This window comes from Echinicola sp. 20G, assembly GCF_015533855.1.
GTDB lineage: Bacteria > Bacteroidota > Bacteroidia > Cytophagales > Cyclobacteriaceae > Echinicola.
Map to the genome: position 1 here is coordinate 4,199,627 of NZ_AP024154.1, position 17,824 is coordinate 4,217,450.

Annotated in this window: 15 protein-coding genes; 10 read left to right on the top strand and 5 right to left on the bottom strand. The window is 39.4% G+C overall.

Annotated features, from left to right (window positions below; genetic code table 11):
- Positions 1–214: 214 nt before the first annotated feature.
- Both JL001_RS16970 and JL001_RS16975 read right to left on the bottom strand, forming a co-directional pair.
- Entirely contained in the window at positions 215–3,409 is a 3,195-nt protein-coding gene (locus JL001_RS16970) for a SusC/RagA family TonB-linked outer membrane protein (protein WP_236252864.1), read from the bottom strand.
- Complete coding sequence (locus JL001_RS16975) at positions 3,406–5,037, bottom strand: thioredoxin-like domain-containing protein (RefSeq protein WP_200978297.1); 1,632 nt, start codon at positions 5,035–5,037, stop codon at positions 3,406–3,408. The genes JL001_RS16970 and JL001_RS16975 overlap by 4 nt, the downstream gene beginning before the upstream one ends.
- Positions 5,038–6,263: 1,226 nt before the next feature.
- Between JL001_RS16975 and JL001_RS16980 the strand changes: the two genes are divergently transcribed.
- Together JL001_RS16980 and JL001_RS16985 are read left to right on the top strand one after the other, a co-directional pair.
- Positions 6,264–6,515, top strand: coding sequence for a helix-turn-helix transcriptional regulator (locus tag JL001_RS16980; protein ID WP_200978299.1), 252 nt, complete (start codon positions 6,264–6,266; stop codon positions 6,513–6,515).
- Between the two features lie 349 nt (positions 6,516–6,864).
- Complete coding sequence (locus JL001_RS16985) at positions 6,865–8,655, top strand: AIPR family protein (protein ID WP_236252865.1); 1,791 nt, start codon at positions 6,865–6,867, stop codon at positions 8,653–8,655.
- Positions 8,656–8,718: 63 nt separating this feature from the next.
- On the opposite strand, the gene JL001_RS16990 is transcribed toward JL001_RS16985, so the two are convergent.
- Both JL001_RS16990 and JL001_RS16995 read right to left on the bottom strand, forming a co-directional pair.
- Positions 8,719–9,510 (bottom strand): N-acetyltransferase, encoded by a 792-nt coding sequence (locus JL001_RS16990; protein WP_200978301.1) that lies wholly within the window; start codon positions 9,508–9,510, stop codon positions 8,719–8,721.
- A 130-nt stretch (positions 9,511–9,640) separates the two neighbouring features.
- On the bottom strand, positions 9,641–10,048 hold the full coding sequence (locus tag JL001_RS16995; protein WP_200978302.1) for a hypothetical protein: 408 nt from the start codon (positions 10,046–10,048) through the stop codon (positions 9,641–9,643).
- A gap of 255 nt (positions 10,049–10,303) precedes the next feature.
- Here JL001_RS16995 and JL001_RS17000 point away from each other — a divergent pair, with 255 nt between their 5' ends.
- From JL001_RS17000 to JL001_RS17010, 3 genes are all read left to right on the top strand, one after another.
- Positions 10,304–10,693 (top strand): DUF5958 family protein, encoded by a 390-nt coding sequence (locus tag JL001_RS17000; RefSeq protein WP_200978304.1) that lies wholly within the window; start codon positions 10,304–10,306, stop codon positions 10,691–10,693.
- A 241-nt stretch (positions 10,694–10,934) separates the two neighbouring features.
- Positions 10,935–11,375 (top strand): hypothetical protein, encoded by a 441-nt coding sequence (locus tag JL001_RS17005; protein ID WP_200978306.1) that lies wholly within the window; start codon positions 10,935–10,937, stop codon positions 11,373–11,375.
- Positions 11,376–11,546: 171 nt separating this feature from the next.
- Positions 11,547–12,215, top strand: coding sequence for a tetratricopeptide repeat protein (locus JL001_RS17010; RefSeq protein WP_200978308.1), 669 nt, complete (start codon positions 11,547–11,549; stop codon positions 12,213–12,215).
- A gap of 300 nt (positions 12,216–12,515) precedes the next feature.
- Here JL001_RS17010 and JL001_RS23190 read toward each other — a convergent pair whose 3' ends face one another.
- On the bottom strand, positions 12,516–12,722 hold the full coding sequence (locus JL001_RS23190; protein WP_236252866.1) for a hypothetical protein: 207 nt from the start codon (positions 12,720–12,722) through the stop codon (positions 12,516–12,518).
- 527 nt (positions 12,723–13,249) lie between these two features.
- Between JL001_RS23190 and JL001_RS17015 the strand changes: the two genes are divergently transcribed.
- The 5 genes from JL001_RS17015 to JL001_RS17035 all read left to right on the top strand — a co-directional run bounded on the left by JL001_RS17015 (position 13,250) and on the right by JL001_RS17035 (position 17,188).
- Positions 13,250–13,843, top strand: coding sequence for a hypothetical protein (locus tag JL001_RS17015; protein WP_200978310.1), 594 nt, complete (start codon positions 13,250–13,252; stop codon positions 13,841–13,843).
- Positions 13,844–14,010: 167 nt separating this feature from the next.
- A complete protein-coding gene (locus JL001_RS17020; RefSeq protein WP_200978319.1) occupies positions 14,011–14,658 on the top strand; it encodes a DUF4145 domain-containing protein in 648 nt (215 codons plus the stop codon).
- A gap of 488 nt (positions 14,659–15,146) precedes the next feature.
- On the top strand, positions 15,147–15,917 hold the full coding sequence (locus JL001_RS17025; protein WP_200978321.1) for a helix-turn-helix domain-containing protein: 771 nt from the start codon (positions 15,147–15,149) through the stop codon (positions 15,915–15,917).
- 32 nt (positions 15,918–15,949) lie between these two features.
- Positions 15,950–16,942: a medium chain dehydrogenase/reductase family protein gene (locus JL001_RS17030; protein WP_200978323.1), complete on the top strand. Its 993-nt coding sequence runs from the start codon at positions 15,950–15,952 to the stop codon at positions 16,940–16,942.
- A gap of 84 nt (positions 16,943–17,026) precedes the next feature.
- Positions 17,027–17,188 carry a hypothetical protein gene (locus tag JL001_RS17035; protein ID WP_236252867.1) on the top strand — a complete coding sequence of 54 codons (162 nt, stop codon included), beginning with the start codon at positions 17,027–17,029 and terminating at the stop codon, positions 17,186–17,188.
- The last annotated feature ends 636 nt before the right edge of the window (positions 17,189–17,824 follow it).

A 17,824-nucleotide genomic window follows, 5' to 3' on the forward strand; every position in this document is an offset into this window, starting at 1 on the left:
AGTCAGTAGGTAGGAGAGTGAGGAGAATGCCACACCCTCTTGCGTTGGTTTCGCCTGTCTGCAGCAGGCAGGCAGTGAGCCTACTTTCTTCTTTGCTCTTTTTTCTTTACTCTCCATAAATAAGCCCCGCCCACCTTGGTTTTTCATACAGATAATTCGATTTTTTTATAGTTAAACATAAATAATTGGCGGACGGAGCTATGTCTTTAATAGATTAGAAATCTATTTTTACTCCCAAGGATATACTTTTCAATGGTTTAGTGGTTCTGTAATCAGGATCCAATGGATCATCCTTGGCCGCTTTCCAGAGAATGCCCAGGTTGTTGGCATAGGTATATACCTCCATCCGACTGAAGGGCAGGCCCGGAATATTGTTTTTATCCATCATATAGGCCAAGCGGATATCCTGTAAGCGGATATGGTCGCCCCGTTCCACCAAGGCTTCCGAATGCCAGTAGAAATGATCCCTGTTACTGTTCTTATTGGAAGGAAGCGCGGGGATATTGGTTCGGATTTCATCACCAGGTTGCTGCCATCTTTTGGTAAAATCCCCATGGCCCTGTAGGCCGGAAAGGATATCATCATACTGTACCGAGCCCCGTTTGTAATAGTAGCCCATTCGGTAGCTGATATTGAAAGAAAGGGAAAGTCCTTTATAGCCAAACGTGTTTCTAAGAGCCCCGAATACACTTGGCCGGGAAGGGCCATGATAGGTAATGCCCTCGGGAGAGGCTTCGGCAAGGATGGCTGCATAATCCGTACTGGGTTCCCCGTCCAGATAGCCCCTTGCTGCACCCGTATCCGGATCCAACCCGGCCCAGGAATAACTATAGACCCCATAGAGCGGCCTTCCCTCAAAAGGATAGGTGCCGTAATAGGCCATATAATTCCGTGCCGTGGCCTCCTCGCTGTATTCGACCACTTCTTCCTTGACTGTACTGAACAGCCAATCGGTCCGCCATGAAAGTGCTCCGGTAAGGTTCGTTGAACTGAGCTGCAGGTCAATGCCCTGCGTTCTGGTAGCGGCAAAGTTGCCCCGGAATTCGGTAAATCCACTTGAAGAAGGCCGGGGAATGTCACCGATCAGGTCACGGCCGTTTTTGATATAATACTCCAAGGTGCCGGAGATCCTATCTTCCTTGGTGGCAAAGTCCAGTCCTATATTCCAAACCTGTATCTTTTCCCATCGGAGGGAAGGGTTCGGAGGACTGCTGATCTGGGCATAGGGAAGACCGGAAAGTGAATTGTAGGCCCCTGAAAGCATGGTGGCTGTGGTAAAGGCGGTAAGAGCCTTGTCAATATTACCGTTATATCCCATGGTAGTCCGGAGTTTCAGATAAGGAAGGAAACCGGTATCATAGAATGCTTCATTGCTGATTGTCCAGGATCCTCCTGCAGACCATAGGGGCACGCCACGTTGATTGGTTTCCACGCCGAACAAGTTGGAGGCGTCCTTACGGGCACTGGCCGTGAAGGTATAGCGGTAACCGTAAGTATAGGAAGCATTGGCATAATAGGAGACAAAACGGTCGGTAGTGCCTGAATGTCCCTCCCCGGATGGAATGCGCAAGGTTCCACCCGTGACATAATTGGTATATCGGTTGATATAATCCACTGGCTCACTGGTGCCGAACTCATCATCATAGCCATAGTACCGGCTGCTGTGGCCATCAAACTGCCTGTCCTTGATTTCAAATCCTCCAAGGGCCACGACATGGTGTATCCCGTTCCATTTCCGGTTGTAGTCCAGTTGGATCCTCCCATTATGGCTTTGTCCCGTACCAGAGATCCTGTCATAAATGCTGCCCATAGGAATGGGATAGGAGAGACTGCCATCCTCGGCCATCTGGGTATAGCGGTTGATATAGTTGCGGGTCACATAGGTGTCCATGGTGCTGAGGTCGGAGCTTACCGCATCATTTTTCCAGTATTGGTAGAGAAGGGAAGCCCGCAGGCCTTTTGCCAGTTCATAGCCCACTTGGGCATTGATCCGGTAATCGGAAGAAATGTTTTTTTGCTGTAACAGGCCGATTTCGTCCAATGGGATAAATCTCCAATCCAAAAGGCCTGCGTCGTGTATGCTCTCGATATAGCGATTGCTGTACCCGTGGATGACGGGTAAGGGACTTCCCGTTTCATCGGCCAAGCTTTCGTAGGCATAAGGCTCAGGAACTGCTGTGCCTGTAGACCTTTTGCTCCTGCTATAATAGACATCCAAGGCAGCGGTAAACTTATTATCAGCACCTTTCCAGGAATTTTTCATCCCCAAGGTCATCCGCTCATTATCATTTCCCACCACATTTTCTGCATTCCTATCATAACCGGATGTAACCATATAACGGTGTCCCTTTGAGCCTCCGGATACCTGTAGGGAATATTGCTGGTTGACCGGACTTTGGTAGTAATACTTTGCCAGGTCGTTCCTTACATCGTGTTGTCTATAGGAGGCCAGTCTTTGGTCAGCCTCTTCCCCACTAATCAGTCCGTCCCTACTTGCAATAAGGGTTTCCACTGCCGGGGACAGTGCCGGATGGCTGCTGCGGGTTTCCGCGGATTCATAATAGCCCTGGTCGAAAAGGAGCTGCTCCATGTCCACTACTTCGGCCGGGGACATCTTGGGAAGGTAGAAGAGGTCATTCTGCTCCCTAACTGTCACATTGGAGTTAAAGGAGACCTTGGTGCCACTTTCAAACTTTCCCTCTTTCGTGGTGATCACAATGACACCATTTCCTGCCCGAGCCCCCCAGATGGAAGCGGCCGCTGCATCCCGGAGCACGGTGATGCTTTCCACGTCATTGGGGTTGATACTTTCGAGCGGCCCGTCATAGGGGAAATTATCAATGACGATCAGGGGATCGGTATTGGCAAAGAGGGTATTCCTTCCACGAATGCTGATGGATTCACCCGGGCCTTCGCGGTTGAAGCGTAACCCTGAGGTGACATCTTCCAGCCTGTCCAATAGGTTGGTGGATACCCTGCGGTTCAACAGTTTTTGGTCCACTTGGGCAAAGGACCCCGTGGCCCGCTCCTTGGGGAGGGAGGCGTAGCCGGTGGAGAGCACTTCCACGCCTTCCAAATCCAATCCATTAGGAAAAAGGGATACCTGTAAAGGACTTTCAAGGGGAACGGCTACTTCCAAACTCATTTTTTCATAACCTAGGTAAGTGAAGGTAATCCGGTGGGATCCTTTTTTCACAGCAAGGGTAAAGAGACCATCTGCATCGGTTACAGTTCCCTGATTGGTGCCCTCCAAAAGTACAGTGGCACCGGGGAGGCCTTTCCCGGTATCCTGGGCGATAACCGTTCCGTAAAGCGGATGGGTATCCTGTGCCATTGCTGTTCCAGAAAATTGAAGAAACAGCATGGCTGTCAGTAATATACAGCGGTAGGTGTGTAGATGTTTTATCATAATTGTAAGGTTAAAGTGTCTGAATAGTTTTTATTGGGTAGGGCGTCCTCGATCAACTTGATCATGTCTTCCAAGGGTTGTTTGAGGCCACCTGCCTGACGGATGGTTCCGTCATCCGCGACCAGGATCAAACGTGGAAAGGCGCTGATATTCATATCATCGAGAAAGGAGTGCTGAAAACCTTTTCCACCGGTATAGAGGTTGAGTGCATTGTGGGAGGTGTACCTCCCGCTTTCAATGCTTCTGACCCATCTTGCGCGGTCTTTATCGGCAGAGATGGAGACCATCTGAAATGAAGGATTCTCCTTAAAGTGTTCCTCTATTTTGGAAATCCTACTGGAGAAGAAATTGATGCAGGCCTTGCAGCCAGTGTACCAAAAATCCAACAACAATACCTTTCCTTTCAAGGTGGAGAGGTCCATTGGTTTTCCATCCAATCCGGTAAATACCGCTCCCTGCAAAACCTGTCCCTGCCCAAGGGAGGAAAGTAATGCTTCCAATGCCTCTTTAGGTCTGGGGCTGTTGATAAAGGTTAAGGCTTCTTTTGTTTTTAGGTCACCGTTTTCCAAGTGGTCAAATTCTTCACAGATGTACCGGGCTGCCAGATGGTCCTTTACCGGGCCATTCGGCATGTCCCTGATCTGGGCAAAGATGGAAGTGCCATGCAGGTAGGCATAGGATCTGGCCCTGGTAATCAGGTACTGCTGGTAACTGGGAGAACTGATGATGGCCTGTTCCGGTAAGTCATCGATGGTATCTGCCTTGTCATGCTCCTTAAAGAATACTGCAAGTACTTTTCGGTGCTCTGGGTCACCTGAGCGGAGGGCGTAGGCGATGGCATTATTAAAGGCCTTGAGACGGGAGAAGCGTAATCTCCCAAGGTAGTTGGCCTTGATGATATGCAGCCTGTCAGCTGGCAATATTCCCTGATAGCGCGTAATAACCTCCAGAACCCTGTCTTCATAGCCGTCCCCGAACGTGTTTTCCAATATGGCGAGGTCTTGCTCCTTACGGACATAGATATGGGTATGACTGCCGAACTGCTTTTGGGATTGCACGAACTGCTCTCGCTTACCTTCCTTCGAAAGATAGGTTTCCAGGTTTGCGGGGCTGTTGAATCCCATACGGATATCGGTAGCAAAGCTGCGTTCGGCCATCAGCAGGTGAAGCTCGCGCTGGCAGCGGAAGAGTGGGGCAGAGGGCCCTGCAAATACCACTTGGTTCCGGTAAGTGTCCAGCTGTATTTTGATGCTGTCCCCAGGAAACACCACATAGCGGTTAAGAAATGGGCTTTTCTCCGTTCCAAGGGAAAGGTAAGCAGGCTGGCTGAGGTTTTCTGTGACGATATGGGCAATGCCCTCGCTGCCAGGAAATACCCCCTCGAAGAAGTTTCCACTTCTCAATGGGATGGTACTCTCCCTGGATGCCCCGGTTTCTTGACTGCTTTCCACTGTAACCGTAAGAGAGTCCATGCGGTAGGCGTCTTTTTGCCTTACTTCAACATACACCACCAACGGAGCACCCTGTGATTCTCCCGGGATGGTGTGAGGTGAAGCAACTTGGGCATATAGCTTACTTCCAAAAAGGCATAACAATGCCAGGAAGCATGTGAACGTTGTTTTTTTCATGCTTAAAATGCGGTTTTGTAGAAAGTGTTTGGACAAGACGCTGAGTCTTGTCAGATGCTAGTAGCAAGAGCCAAGATTAAAGATTCGTTTTCGGAGCCGAGCCCCCCCTCAAACCCGTCATTGCGAAGGAGGCCGACAGGACGACTGCGGCAATCTCCTATTCCAAAGACGGGACTGCTTCAACCTCTAACATTTCGACAGGCTCAATGACCGAGGTTTCGCAGTGACGAAGACGAAACTAAGTCTCACATCTAGCGTCTGATGTCTAGTGTCTTTTTCAACCCTTCTACATTTATAAGAAATTGATTAAATCCCAGTGCTTATAAAGCCCCAGGCCAGGCTGCCCTACAAGACGCGAGGGGCGTCCCCCAGGCGAATGCAACCAACGAAATTGTAGTATGGAGTATATAGTATTGAGTATTGAGCTCGTTTTGCCTATGTACTCCGTTATGTAAAAATTTGATACCGTTTTCTGTTAGCAGTACAATTGGTAATAGCCTCAAAAGATTATTGTTTTACCAATAAACAGAACTTTATCGCAATCCCTAACAAAGCTCATGACTCAAGACTCCTTACTCACTACTCTTTTAACAATAGGTTTAATAGCGGTTATTATTCACGGTATCGATTTATGGGATAAGTATTAGTATCAGGACAAAAATCGAGTCTTGATACTATCTACTACCATCTTGCGACTTAAATAGGATTTTTTGGTTTGCGAGAAAATATAATATCAAATTCGGACATGTTTGTTCACTAAATTTAAACAGTTAAAGTTTATTCAATCCTTGATTAGCTCCTCATAAGAACAAATAAGATTTTATATTTTTATCTGGAAAAAGTAAAGTGCCAAAGGGTGACAACTTACTTTAATCCGCATCATAGAGGCTCTGGTAAACCCATTTACAAATGTAAATTCCCATGCAGATTATTAAGTAAGCGCCACCCTTATAGTACAAATATAAGAGGTAGGCGCATCACTTAAGCTCAAGGGAATGAAATTTACCAGATTTCTATGCCGAGCTTAGTACGCTAATTGAAAGCCTTCAAAAACATAAGGCCTAATCTATTTGTTTAATTTATTCAAAAGTGATAAAAATTTAACTTATAAGCAAAATAATTTAACCATTAGTTTAATTTATAAAACCAAAGGTTAAATAATTGACTGAATGCCAGTTAGTTACAATCATTATATTTGCTTTGTATTTTTTATTCAGAAGTAATTAATGATGGGAAAAAAGGTTTATAGGATTGCTAGTCTTCTAGCAGATCATGGTCTAGACAATAAGGATTTAGCAAAATTGGTAGGTGTTTCTGAAACCACAGTATCAAAATGGTGTAAAAACAATTCCCAACCCTCCATTGAAAACATGTATAAGATTTGCATGGCCCTTAAAGTAAGTCCAAAGGAGCTTGTAATGGACTTAAAATGGCCAGAAGGTCCGTCCGATGCAGATAATCTTTTGAAAAGCAAATAATTACAATAACACTCAACCTTAGGGGACTTAAACATTTCTAATGTTATATGAAAGAGAAAAGAACCTATTCAAATTTGGATAAACAGTGGATTTAAACATTCAAAGTTCTTAAATTAAGGAAGCTAAGAAATTGCGATAAGTTGTTTAAACCCTATTCAATAAATTAAGGAAGCCCTTCGATTGGAGGGCTTTTTTTTTGTGGGGTTTTGGTGAAAAATACCCCAAGTGGGGTATTTTTTGGAAAAAGGGAGTTTTTTAGTTTTAGTTTTTGCTAGAATAAAAGTAATCAAACCAGACTTGTCACTCTATTGTAAAAGGCAAAGTATGGGGAAATCAACTTATAATTAAATTGGAAGCAATTTTAAGAATGACAAAATATCAAACACTGATTAATATTCTGGATACAATTGTTAAGGAAGCTCCTGCTTCAATGAATAAGAAGTATCCGAGAACAGTTGATCCTGAAAAACAGAATCAATCAAGAGCAAGAGCATTTATTCATCTTTATCTTAAAGTCAATTTTGGACTTCTCAATTTTAAAGAAAGAGAACATTTTATAACAGACGGTTCTTATGACGGAGGAATAGATGGATACTACATTCATTCGGAAAGTAAAACCATTTTTTTTATCCAGTCCAAATTTCGAATGACCGATAAAAACTTTGAAAGTAAACAAATTGATCTAACAGAAATCTTAGTAATGGACGTTAATAGAATATTAGATGGAGAATCCACTGATGAAGAGGGAAATGAATACAATGGGAAAATAAAACAATTACAAAGAGAAATTTCATCAATAGATGATATAGCGAGGTATTCATACCAAGTAATAATTCTGGCAAATTTAAAAGATGTCAAACCTAGTGATTTAAGGAAATTGACTGGAGGATTTGCTACTACTGTTTTTGATTTTCACCGTTGCTATGAAGATTTAGTTTTTCCAGTAATTTCAGGGACTTTTTACCAAGCATCTGACTTGAGAATCAATATCGATCTAAGTAATAAAAATGCTGGCAGCAAGATTAGTTATACAGTCCTTACAGATAAAGGAGAATGTGAAATAACTGTATTATTTGTTCCAACAATAGAATTGGGACGAATTATGTACAAGTATAAGAACTCTATATTAAAATATAATCCTAGAAGTTACCTTGGACATGAGGGGAAAAAAGTAAATAATGCAATCAAAGAAACTATTATCGAAAATACTACGAATGAGTTTGCTCTATTTAACAATGGTGTAACAATGTTGTCTGATGAAACATATATTAATGAAAGAATTGGGCAAAAGAATAAGGCTCAATTGATTGTAAAGAATCCACAAATAATTAATGGCGGTCAAACTTCTTATACTTTAAGCCGAATATATGAAGAAAATATTGAAAATGACGTCGAAAAGGTGTTTCAAAGCAAGGAGGTATTAGTTAAGATAATAACGTTACTTGAAAATAGTAATCATGAAAATAAAATAGATCTTATCAAAAATATATCGAACGCAACAAACCAACAGACGCCAGTAATAAATGCTGATAAAATATCTAATGACGAGTTACAAGTAAAAATCCAAAAGCATCTTTTCGATAATTATGGATTGCTATATGAAAGAAAAAGAGGTGAGTTTGCAGATGGAATTTTTAATGGATATATCTCTGAAAAAAGTATCTTAGAAAGAAATTTATTCTTCAGATTGTTCTATTGCTCTAATGGGAAAGTGAAAAAGGCCAGAGAGAAGAAATTATTTATTAGGCAAGATTTAGGTTTTGAAGAACTAACTGACAAAGAATCTTTAGATAATAGTTATTATGGATTTCTATGTTTCAAAAAAATGAATAAGCTTAATAACCCAAATCAAAGAGTCGATTTAAACACTTATGCGAAAATACGAGCTATGACTATACTCTTTAAACCAGATATCATAGATAATTATGAAGTTAATATTGAACGGGATTACAAAATACTGAATAATGGATGGAAAAACTTTCTAGAATTATTTCAAAACTCCTACGTAAATACTAGAAATCGAATAAATAAGAGAACAGGAGAAATTAAAGAATACCAAAGTTTTAACTATTCAAAGTGGTTTGATAGTTCACAGTTCGAAAAAGACCTACTAGAATATTATAAAAAGAATATACTGTGACCAATAGAGTAGATAATCTGAGGGGTAAGCTCGAGGTGTGACTTCGGCTTACACTTCGAAAATCTAAATTTTTAGAGATCTCAGGATAATATAACCTGCATACCAAATTTCATCTTTTCCAAAATATTTGACTTTTTGATCAATTAAGATATTCCCGTCTTTTTTCCATCGAATTCTCCAATCATAATGACCAGGTAGGATAATTGGTACAAGAAGATTGTTAGTCCCATGAATAAACTTAACTGCCCAACTCCACTTTGGAGGGGAATTATCTGCACTATAGAAATCAATATCCCAAATTTCAATAACTTCATCTAAGTCGTTATCCTGTGGATAATTTTCATTAATTGGAATCAATAACTTATAACAATCTTTATTAATTCGAGGATTATCTTCAAACTCAGTAAAACCAAGGCTTTTCCAATAAGTTTTCGAACTTACGGGGGCACATTGCAAATCTATAGCAACTATACCCCTTCTTCTAAAGTACTCTATAAGATGGTCAATGAGTATTTTTCCATATCCCATCCCTCTATATTTATGGTGGATTTCAACAATGTCGATTGTTGCAGTGAAATCCGATGAGTCAAACCAAACTGCAAAACCTATAGGAACTCTGTCTAATAGGACGACTGCCATTTGTTGTTTTTCAAAGAGTGATTGGATAACATTCCAATTGCAGAAGAATCCATTAAAATCTTCTTCAGCAAAGAGGTGGTTTTCTTCAATCAACCATTCTTTGATTGCAGTGACTTGTTCTTTCTTTGGACTAAATGAAACTTTCAAACTGGAGCTCATGCTTTCAATATAGATTTTACTTTTGAATTTAGTTTTTCCTTTGACTAAAAAAGCCATAAATGCCCTTGACTGGGAGAAGTATGCAATTTCAACTTAGTACACTATCCTTGGAATTTGTAATTCCCTTTTCTTGATTGTTTTTGTGAAAGAATAAATATAGGATAAGGTCATTTGACTAGCTTTTTTGCTAGCCGCCATGCTGAAAACATTTTCCATTGGCACTTTTGGTCATTCTTTTGCATCGGCTTCCTGCTTTGGTGGTACCAGAACAGCGAACAGAAGTGGCCCTTGGTTGGGGCGATGATTTTGTTGCGTTGGCTTTAGTGGGAGTTGCATTATTTGTTTCACTTGTAGCTTTAGTTGGGATGTCAGCCTTATTACTCGTCACTACGGAAGTAGGCTTGCACACGCTGCAAGAAGTATAATCTTTCTTTTTGGCCTCTGTTAGTTGGAGGCTTATTGAGCTATACTTTAAATATTTGCAAGAGGATTTATGGTATTTGGTGCCTGTCTTGGTTACATATACCGTCTGGCCATATGTCTGGGCAAATGCAAAAAATAATGTAAGGTAGAGTAGGAGTAGGTGTTTTTTCATTAAAAGAAGTGTATTGGGAATATTGAACTTTTCAAGATAGTGGTTTTGGAGGAGGTAAAAAATACCGTAAAAGGGGTATTTTATTTGTTTAACCTATTTCATAGTTTTAGTGGGTATGGTCAATTGTAAATGTTTACAAGTGTTTGATAAGCGTTTGAAATTAGTGGAGTGAGCCTCAAGTAACTTGGATTAGAGGATGTATTCGCTATGCATTTCTATGCTCGTTATTGGTAATGCAAAAAGGCATCGTACATAATGACAGAGATTGAAAGAAATATTAACAAATACGCTCAAAATAAACTGAATGATTCCGAGATATTGGATTGGTTTAGCCAGTTTGATTTGTCAGGACAAAAAGAGATTCGTGATAAACTAATAATGTTTGTTTACCATGCTCATCCAAGTGACGATTTGATTTATAAAGCGATTCAGACCGCACCGATTAAAGAGACTATGACACCTGTTGTGCTTTTCAAGACACAATCTTTCAAGATTGCAATAAATAGAATTTTAGAGTTGCCGGATTCTGAATTGAGAAAGTCTATCATTATATTGTTAAGTATTTTCAAAATGGCTGATACATATAGACGTGAAACAGAATGTAGAAATGGTTGTGGACATGAATGGCATAATATAAAAGACTAATGAATTCTGATTTGATAATAATAAAAGCAAAATTTAACCTTTAACGAACAGATAATGGGAAGTGTCCAGGAAGCCTTCACTAAATCCTTGCAAAAGATTACCCCGACAATCGATTATCTAAAATCATATAAAGGTCTGTTTATTAAATATTTAACAAAGTGTTAAAATAATATTGTGTATACACCAATGGCGTATATACAGACGGTATAGAGCACTAGAACCCGCATAAAATATTAAAGCCATGTTCGGAATTTTTAAAAAGAAGAAGGAACTTCCTCCATTTAATGATCTAAGTAATTCACCTCTGAAAGACAAATACTTCATTAGAACCTCAAGATGGGATTGGTTGGACGAAACAATGATCCATGTTGTTGATAACAATGCCCCTCGAATGATTACAATGGATCTATGGCCTCAACTTATCTATTTAGAGGCGAATGGCCAATCAACTATTTATGAATTTGTCTTCGAGATGGCTGACAAATATGGTAGAGGTCAAGAAGTACCTGATGAGCTAGATGTAACTATCTTGGATATGATTAACAGCTTATTGAATGATCAACTAATACAACTTTTTGATTCTAAAAAAGAACTGCCTTATTATCTGGATAAACCTATAGCTGAACAAGATAAGGAGAAAGCTCATCAACTAATGGTTAAGGACGGATTCATAGAAGAATAGGCGCTCTACAACATATGCTATGAATGGGGTTTTATCGGTCAGGATACTTTTGTGGGGATTGGAAAGTCCGCCACAAGTTTTGAATTTAAATCAAGGCGTGGCTATGTGCGAGATGAGAGGTTAGTGCTATCTAATCCCCACTCATCATAGCTAGGCGTTAGCTTTCATTAAATGAAACAGATATTAATCATATTAAGCATCTTGACTTTCACTTCTTGTGATTTCAAATCATCAGCAGACTACAAAGCTGAGGCAGAGAAATTAGAAAGTGAAGGGAGATATGAAGAAGCAATTCCTCTCTTAGATAAAGCGATTGAAAAAGACCCAGAGAATATTTATGCCTTAATCAACAGAGGTGTTGATAAATCAATATTGGAGGATTACGAAGGAGCAATTGAAGATTACAACAGAATAATTCAAATCGACTCAGATAATGCTCTTGCTTATCTAAACAGAGGAAAGAATAAAAAAAGACTTGAAGACTATCAGGGTGCTATTGACGACTTTGAAAAGGCAATAAAAACTAAAGGTGGAGAATCCTTTTATATGGATAAAGTGGAAAACTCATTTATTGAAACGGGATTCGAATTTGATGTTGCTATGGAAGAAATTCGATTTGAACGAGGAATCGCCCGATATAATATTGATAGTCTAAGACTTGCTTTTGACGACTTCATCTTTTGCATCGATAAGAATTTTGAAAAACCTGCGAGTTTGTATTGGCGAGGAATAATTTATGTGGCTTATGGGATGAATCAAAAAGGGTGTTCTGACCTAAAAGAAGCTAATAAATTGGGAGATCCAGATGCACAAGAAATGATTAATGAATACTGTAAATAATAAAAAACGGAAAGCTAATAACTAAGCATTCTGACGGCTGGAACAGCCAAGCCTGACAAAGAGGGTAAACCCACTTCGCCTTAATATCGAGGGAATTTGTAATTCCCGTTTTTGGAATATTTTAATGAAGTGGCAAATAAAGGATAAAGATATTTTCCTATCTATTTGCTATCCTACATGTTGGAAACATTTTCCATTGGCACTTTTGGTCATTCTTTTGCATCGGGTTCCAGACTTGGTGATGCCAGAACAGCGAATAGAAGTAGTCCTTAGTTGGGATGCCGGTCTTATTACTTGTCACTACCGAACTAGGCTTACACACATTACAAGCATGTAATCTTTCTTTTTGGCCTCTGTTAGGTGAAGACTTATCGAACTATACTTTAAATACTTGCAGGAGGATTCGTGGTATTTGGTGCCTGTCTTGGTCACATAAACCGTCTGACCATAAGCCTGTGCTAATGCAAAAAATAAAGTAAGGAAGAGTAGGAGTAGGTGTTTTTTCATTAAAAGAAGAGTATCAGGAATATTAAACTTTTCAAGATAGTGGTTTTGGAGTAGGTAAAAATTACCGTAAAACGGGTATTTTATTTGTTTAACCTATTTCATAGTTTTAGTGTATATGCTCAATTGTAAATGTTTACAAGTGTTTGATAAGCGTTTGAAATTAGTGGAGTGAGCTTCAAGTAACTTGGATTAGAGGATGTATTCGCTATGCATTTATATACTCGTTTTAGCACTTAAATAAAGAATCATGGCATCAGAGAGAATCCATATCGTTTTTGGAGAGTCTGCAAAAAGTGTTCTCCTTGCTCCGACTAGACGAAGTATGTCACTTCGCCGAAGTCCCAAAGGGAAGCCTTCACTAAACCCTTGCAAAAGATTACCTCGTCAATCGATTATTTAAAAGCATATAAAGTATTGTTTAACAAATATTTAAATAACGCTTAAATAATATTGTGTATACACCAATAGCGTATATATAGACGTTGTGCGTCAGCTAAAAAAAGACATTCACGATAAAAGAATAAAATATGAAAGCAGTTTTTACCACAATTTTCTGTTTTGTGCTGACTATTACAAGTTTTGCACAAAACAACACCGACACGACCGAGCATATGACATTTAAAGGAGTGCCTATTGACGGAACACTAAATGAATATGTTTCTAAAATGAAACAAAGTGGATTCACTTTAATTGGTACAGAAGATGGTGCCGCAATGTTGAAAGGTGATTTTGCTGCTTACAAAGATTGTATTATTGGAGTCGCTACTTTGAAAGGGAAAGACCTCGTTAGTAAAATAACAGTAATTTTCCCAAACCGTGAAACTTGGGCGACACTCTCCTCAAACTATTTTAATCTAAAAGAACTTCTAACTGAGAAATATGGAGCGCCTTCAGAGGTTATTGAGAAATTTGACACTTATTCAGAACCCAAAGACGACAATGCAAAAATGCATGAAGTTGGAATGAATGGATGTAAATATTATACAACTTTCGAATTAGAAAATGGAAGCATTCAAGTTTCAATTGGAAACGATAGTTTCTCCTCAAGCTTTGTAATGCTTTCATATTATGACAAAACAAATAGTGAGAAAATAAGACAAAAAGCAATTGACGACCTTTAAAAAATAAAGCCGAACCCACAAAAACGCATATAGCTTATGGCGGGTGAACGGCTGCCAGCAAGGTTTTCGCTCCATAGCCAGCTTAGGTTTCGGTAGAAAAGAAAGTGCTTCGAAATCACCACAAGCCATATGCAAAACGTTGTGTTTAATTAAGAAAAACTAACAAAATGATATTTAAACTTACAGGAGTAAATCAAGGTTCTAGTGGCACACGAATCTCAACAAGATGTCCTCATTGTGGTCATAATGGGACATTTGAATCAATAGGTAATGACATTCAAAACAATAATTCTAATCGAGTCTTTGGAATTAGAAGATGTCCTAATGAAAAGTGCTTTGGACATATGTTCTTTGTTTACGATAAAGGTCAAAAAAACATTGTTGTAACCCATCCCTCTGATACAATTCCCTTCGACAAGGAAAATATACCAGAAAATGTGTTAAACGCATTTCAAGAAGCAATACTGTCTCACTCGAATAATTGTTTTATCGCATCAGCAATAATGATAAGAAAAACATTAGAAGAAATATGTATGGACAGAAATGCTACAGGTAATAATTTATACAAAAGGCTTGAAGATTTAGGTTCTAAGATTGTTATTCCTCAAGAACTTATAGAAGGTATGCAAGAATTAAGATTGTTAGGGAATGATGCTGCTCATATTGAATCAAATACATTTGATGAAATTGGCAAGAACGAAGTTGAGATTTCAATTGAATTCACTAAAGAAATTTTAAAGGCGGTATATCAGTATGAATCGTTGTTAGGAAAATTAAGAAGCTTAAAAAAAACAAAAGAGGAAGAAAATAACTAAATACAATAACTAACCATAGTATTGCCGGAACGGCCGAACCCTCCAATGGCGGGCAGGCATGAGTGCAGTGTTGAACGAGTGGTGCTGGGAAACGGGTAATTATGGGGAAAGCTTTTCCCCTTTAGTGTCTTTGAAGGTTTGAGCTTAAAAAATCTGATACCTGAGCGGCGTTTTTTTCTGCTGTTTGGTGGTATTTAGGTTTTTCTTTTTAGGCTTTGGGACAGCTTACGGGCTATTTTTTGGTTCTTGGGCATAGCCTTCCCCTTACACCGTTTGGTGTACCGACTGTAGTTTTCTGATTTTGTTAACCCAAAAGACTAGTGGCCCCCCTTTGGTCGAAATCACCTGGATACATTAAGGATATTCCAAACGTTTTTGTACATAAAAAATGTAATGGTCAATTATCTTCTTGTATATAGTAAATGATATATCTCTAAGGTCAAAATTTCGTTATAGTAAATCATTTGTAATAATATCCATTATATAAAATGAATTTTCTAATACTCTGGAAAGACTTGCGGTTGTTCATCGGTAAGAACCCTAAACCAACCAAAGGGCATAGCCATCCGATCATCCAGCTAGTGGTAGCCACGTCTGGAAAATTTAGGACTAAAAACAAGTACACGAACGAATGGATTTTTGAAAAAGGATTGTTGATCAAATCAAATGTAGGTCACCAGTGTGATGCCACCAATATTCCAATCCTTAGTTTGGATATAGAGCCTGACTCAGCATTGGGCGGATGGGTAAATTCTAAAATCTTAAAAAGTGAAGATATCATTTCTTATCCCTCGGATTTATTTGGGCAGATTGATTTTGAGTTGTTGAAAGACTATCTACATAATAAAAATTGGGTTGCCGTGCGATCCATGCTTGAAGCTATTTTCCAGTTTGGCCATAAATATGAACACCAGAAGAAGGATGAGCGAATTTCGGACGTATTAAATTATATCCACAGAAACATACATTCACTCCTCACCACAAAAGAACTTTCAGAAATTGCCTTTCTAAGTGAAAGTCGGTTGCTTCACCTGTTTAAAGTTGAAGTTGGGTTGCCGATCAGGAACTACATTTTATGGTATCGCTTAAAGGTAGCTTTTGAGCAGTATATTGGTGGCCACTCTATGACGGAGGCATCTCACACTGCAGGTTTTTCAGACCAATCCCATTTTACCCGAACTAGCCTCAAAATGATAGGCGTTACTCCTTCCACCATACTTAAGAATAGCAAATTCATTCAAGTTTCCTTCTTAGATTAATTCCAGTTTTGTATCAAACATTAAATGATACAATGATGAAGTACAAAAGTGTGGTTTTAACTAAGAGAGGTGGACCTGAGGTTCTCCAGGTTGAGGAGAAAACACTGAGATCTCCTCAAAATAAAGAAGTACAAATATCTATTAAAGCATGCGGTGTGGGTAGAACCGATGTTGCCATGCGATATGGATATTATCCGTTTGCCCCAAAGATTCCGTTTGTGCCTGGCTACGAAATTGTCGGGGAAATAACAGCCATAGGTTCGGAAGTTTCTCAATTCAAGACAGGAGACTTAGTTGCTGCGCTTACTGTATATGGAGGGTACTCTGAGTTCATCATCCTGAAAGAGGAAGACCTGATCTCTGTTCCAAAAGATATAGCGCCAGAAAAGGCCGTATCCATAATTCTCAATTATTGCACAGCCTACCAGATCTTGTTTAGAACTTTGAAAGTAAAAAAGGGAGATTCTGTTTTGATAACTGGAGCAAGCGGGGGGGTGGGGTCAGCACTCATTGATATCGGTAAACATATAGAATTAAAAATGTTCGGTCTTTCATCTTTAAAAAAGCAAGATAGGCTTATCGAGCAGGGTGTAATTCCAATCGACTACAACTCCAAGACTTGGACGGATAAATTATCTGAGTTCCAGCCTGAAGGGCTTGATTTTGTAATAGACGGAATTGGTGGAAAGTATATTGACCAAGGTTTCAAAGTCTTAAAACCAAGGGGTATACTTGCTGAGTATGGATACCCTAATTTCTTGGGAATGATCACAGGAATCATAAAGATTAACATTCGCAATCTCATTCCAAACTCAAAGAAGGGAGCTTTTTATGGGATTTCTGCTAACTATAAGAAGAATAAAAAGTTAATCCATGAAGATCTGATAAGGTTGTTTGAAATGCTTCAAAGTGGAAAGATCAATCCAGTTATCAGTCATAAATTCCATGTTTTGGAGGCACAATCGGCAAACAAAAAACTTGAGGAAGGAAACGTCATTGGTAAAATTGTTCTTGTGAATGATTGAGCTATGACCCTAACTAAAGCCAATAATGGCTTATATTACAAAGGGTGGACAGTTTTTTCGAAAGTTTGGTGTTTCCAGCAAGCTATGTCTAAGTGGATTAGAAGGCAGCTCAGAAATGCCCCTGTATGGGTGAAGAAGTATTCTTCACCCATATATCCTGGGAATTTGCAATTCTATTTTGCCCAAAAAATAGTAATCTTTAGAACAGGCAATGCTAAAGAGGGCCGTCATGGTGGTAATGTCTAGGGAACAGCCTGTAGATATGATGGTTTTGGTGTGGAAAGGACAGGGGCTGTCCTTCAAACTGGCTACTCGCTAATTCCGATAGCTCGGAACTACCGACTGTTTTCTTTACGCTCGCCCCCCTATGGATGCTCCGAAGCCTACTAGAGGTATAGTAGAGGATACGTAGACTTTTGGCTAAAATCTTAGAAAAAATGGTATTTTTTGAAGAGGGTTTTATTGGGCAATGTCTAGGGATTGTTAGGACTTTATATTGTGGCTTTTGGAGGAGGAAAGGGGAGGGGCATGGGGCCAAGCGAGCTAAAAATATTTGGTGAGCAAAACCGCGGACTTCTATCAATGCCTGATAAATCCCGTAGGTAAAATACTAACCTTTAGTACCTGAAATGAGCGTGCTTATACTCCTTATATGCCATTTGCAAGAACGTTGTTTATATTACAACCTTTTGGAATTGTTGACGTGTTATTTAGTTAAATAGCTGTAAATAACAAACACGGGAAAAAGGGTTATTTTTTCATCAGACGTTGATGGAGGACTTTTATTGTTTTCAGAGCGCAATAACCATGGTAAAAGGTTTTTCTAGGGAACTTCTGTACACGATAATTTGGATTACAAAAATAGTTTTAAAACATAAATAG

What these genes read in the sequence shown, in the direction of transcription:
- JL001_RS16970 (WP_236252864.1), bottom strand. Translation starts at nt 3,409, where the DNA reads ATGATAAAACATCTACACACCTACCGCTGTATATTACTGACAGCCATG.
- JL001_RS16975 (WP_200978297.1), bottom strand. Translation starts at nt 5,037, where the DNA reads ATGAAAAAAACAACGTTCACATGCTTCCTGGCATTGTTATGCCTTTTT.
- JL001_RS16980 (WP_200978299.1), top strand. Translation starts at nt 6,264, where the DNA reads ATGATGGGAAAAAAGGTTTATAGGATTGCTAGTCTTCTAGCAGATCAT.
- JL001_RS16990 (WP_200978301.1), bottom strand. Translation starts at nt 9,510, where the DNA reads ATGGCTTTTTTAGTCAAAGGAAAAACTAAATTCAAAAGTAAAATCTAT.
- JL001_RS16995 (WP_200978302.1), bottom strand. Translation starts at nt 10,048, where the DNA reads ATGAAAAAACACCTACTCCTACTCTACCTTACATTATTTTTTGCATTT.
- JL001_RS17000 (WP_200978304.1), top strand. Translation starts at nt 10,304, where the DNA reads ATGACAGAGATTGAAAGAAATATTAACAAATACGCTCAAAATAAACTG.
- JL001_RS17005 (WP_200978306.1), top strand. Translation starts at nt 10,935, where the DNA reads ATGTTCGGAATTTTTAAAAAGAAGAAGGAACTTCCTCCATTTAATGAT.
- JL001_RS17010 (WP_200978308.1), top strand. Translation starts at nt 11,547, where the DNA reads ATGAAACAGATATTAATCATATTAAGCATCTTGACTTTCACTTCTTGT.
- JL001_RS23190 (WP_236252866.1), bottom strand. Translation starts at nt 12,722, where the DNA reads ATGAAAAAACACCTACTCCTACTCTTCCTTACTTTATTTTTTGCATTA.
- JL001_RS17015 (WP_200978310.1), top strand. Translation starts at nt 13,250, where the DNA reads ATGAAAGCAGTTTTTACCACAATTTTCTGTTTTGTGCTGACTATTACA.
- JL001_RS17020 (WP_200978319.1), top strand. Translation starts at nt 14,011, where the DNA reads ATGATATTTAAACTTACAGGAGTAAATCAAGGTTCTAGTGGCACACGA.
- JL001_RS17025 (WP_200978321.1), top strand. Translation starts at nt 15,147, where the DNA reads ATGAATTTTCTAATACTCTGGAAAGACTTGCGGTTGTTCATCGGTAAG.
- JL001_RS17030 (WP_200978323.1), top strand. Translation starts at nt 15,950, where the DNA reads ATGATGAAGTACAAAAGTGTGGTTTTAACTAAGAGAGGTGGACCTGAG.
- JL001_RS17035 (WP_236252867.1), top strand. Translation starts at nt 17,027, where the DNA reads ATGTCTAAGTGGATTAGAAGGCAGCTCAGAAATGCCCCTGTATGGGTG.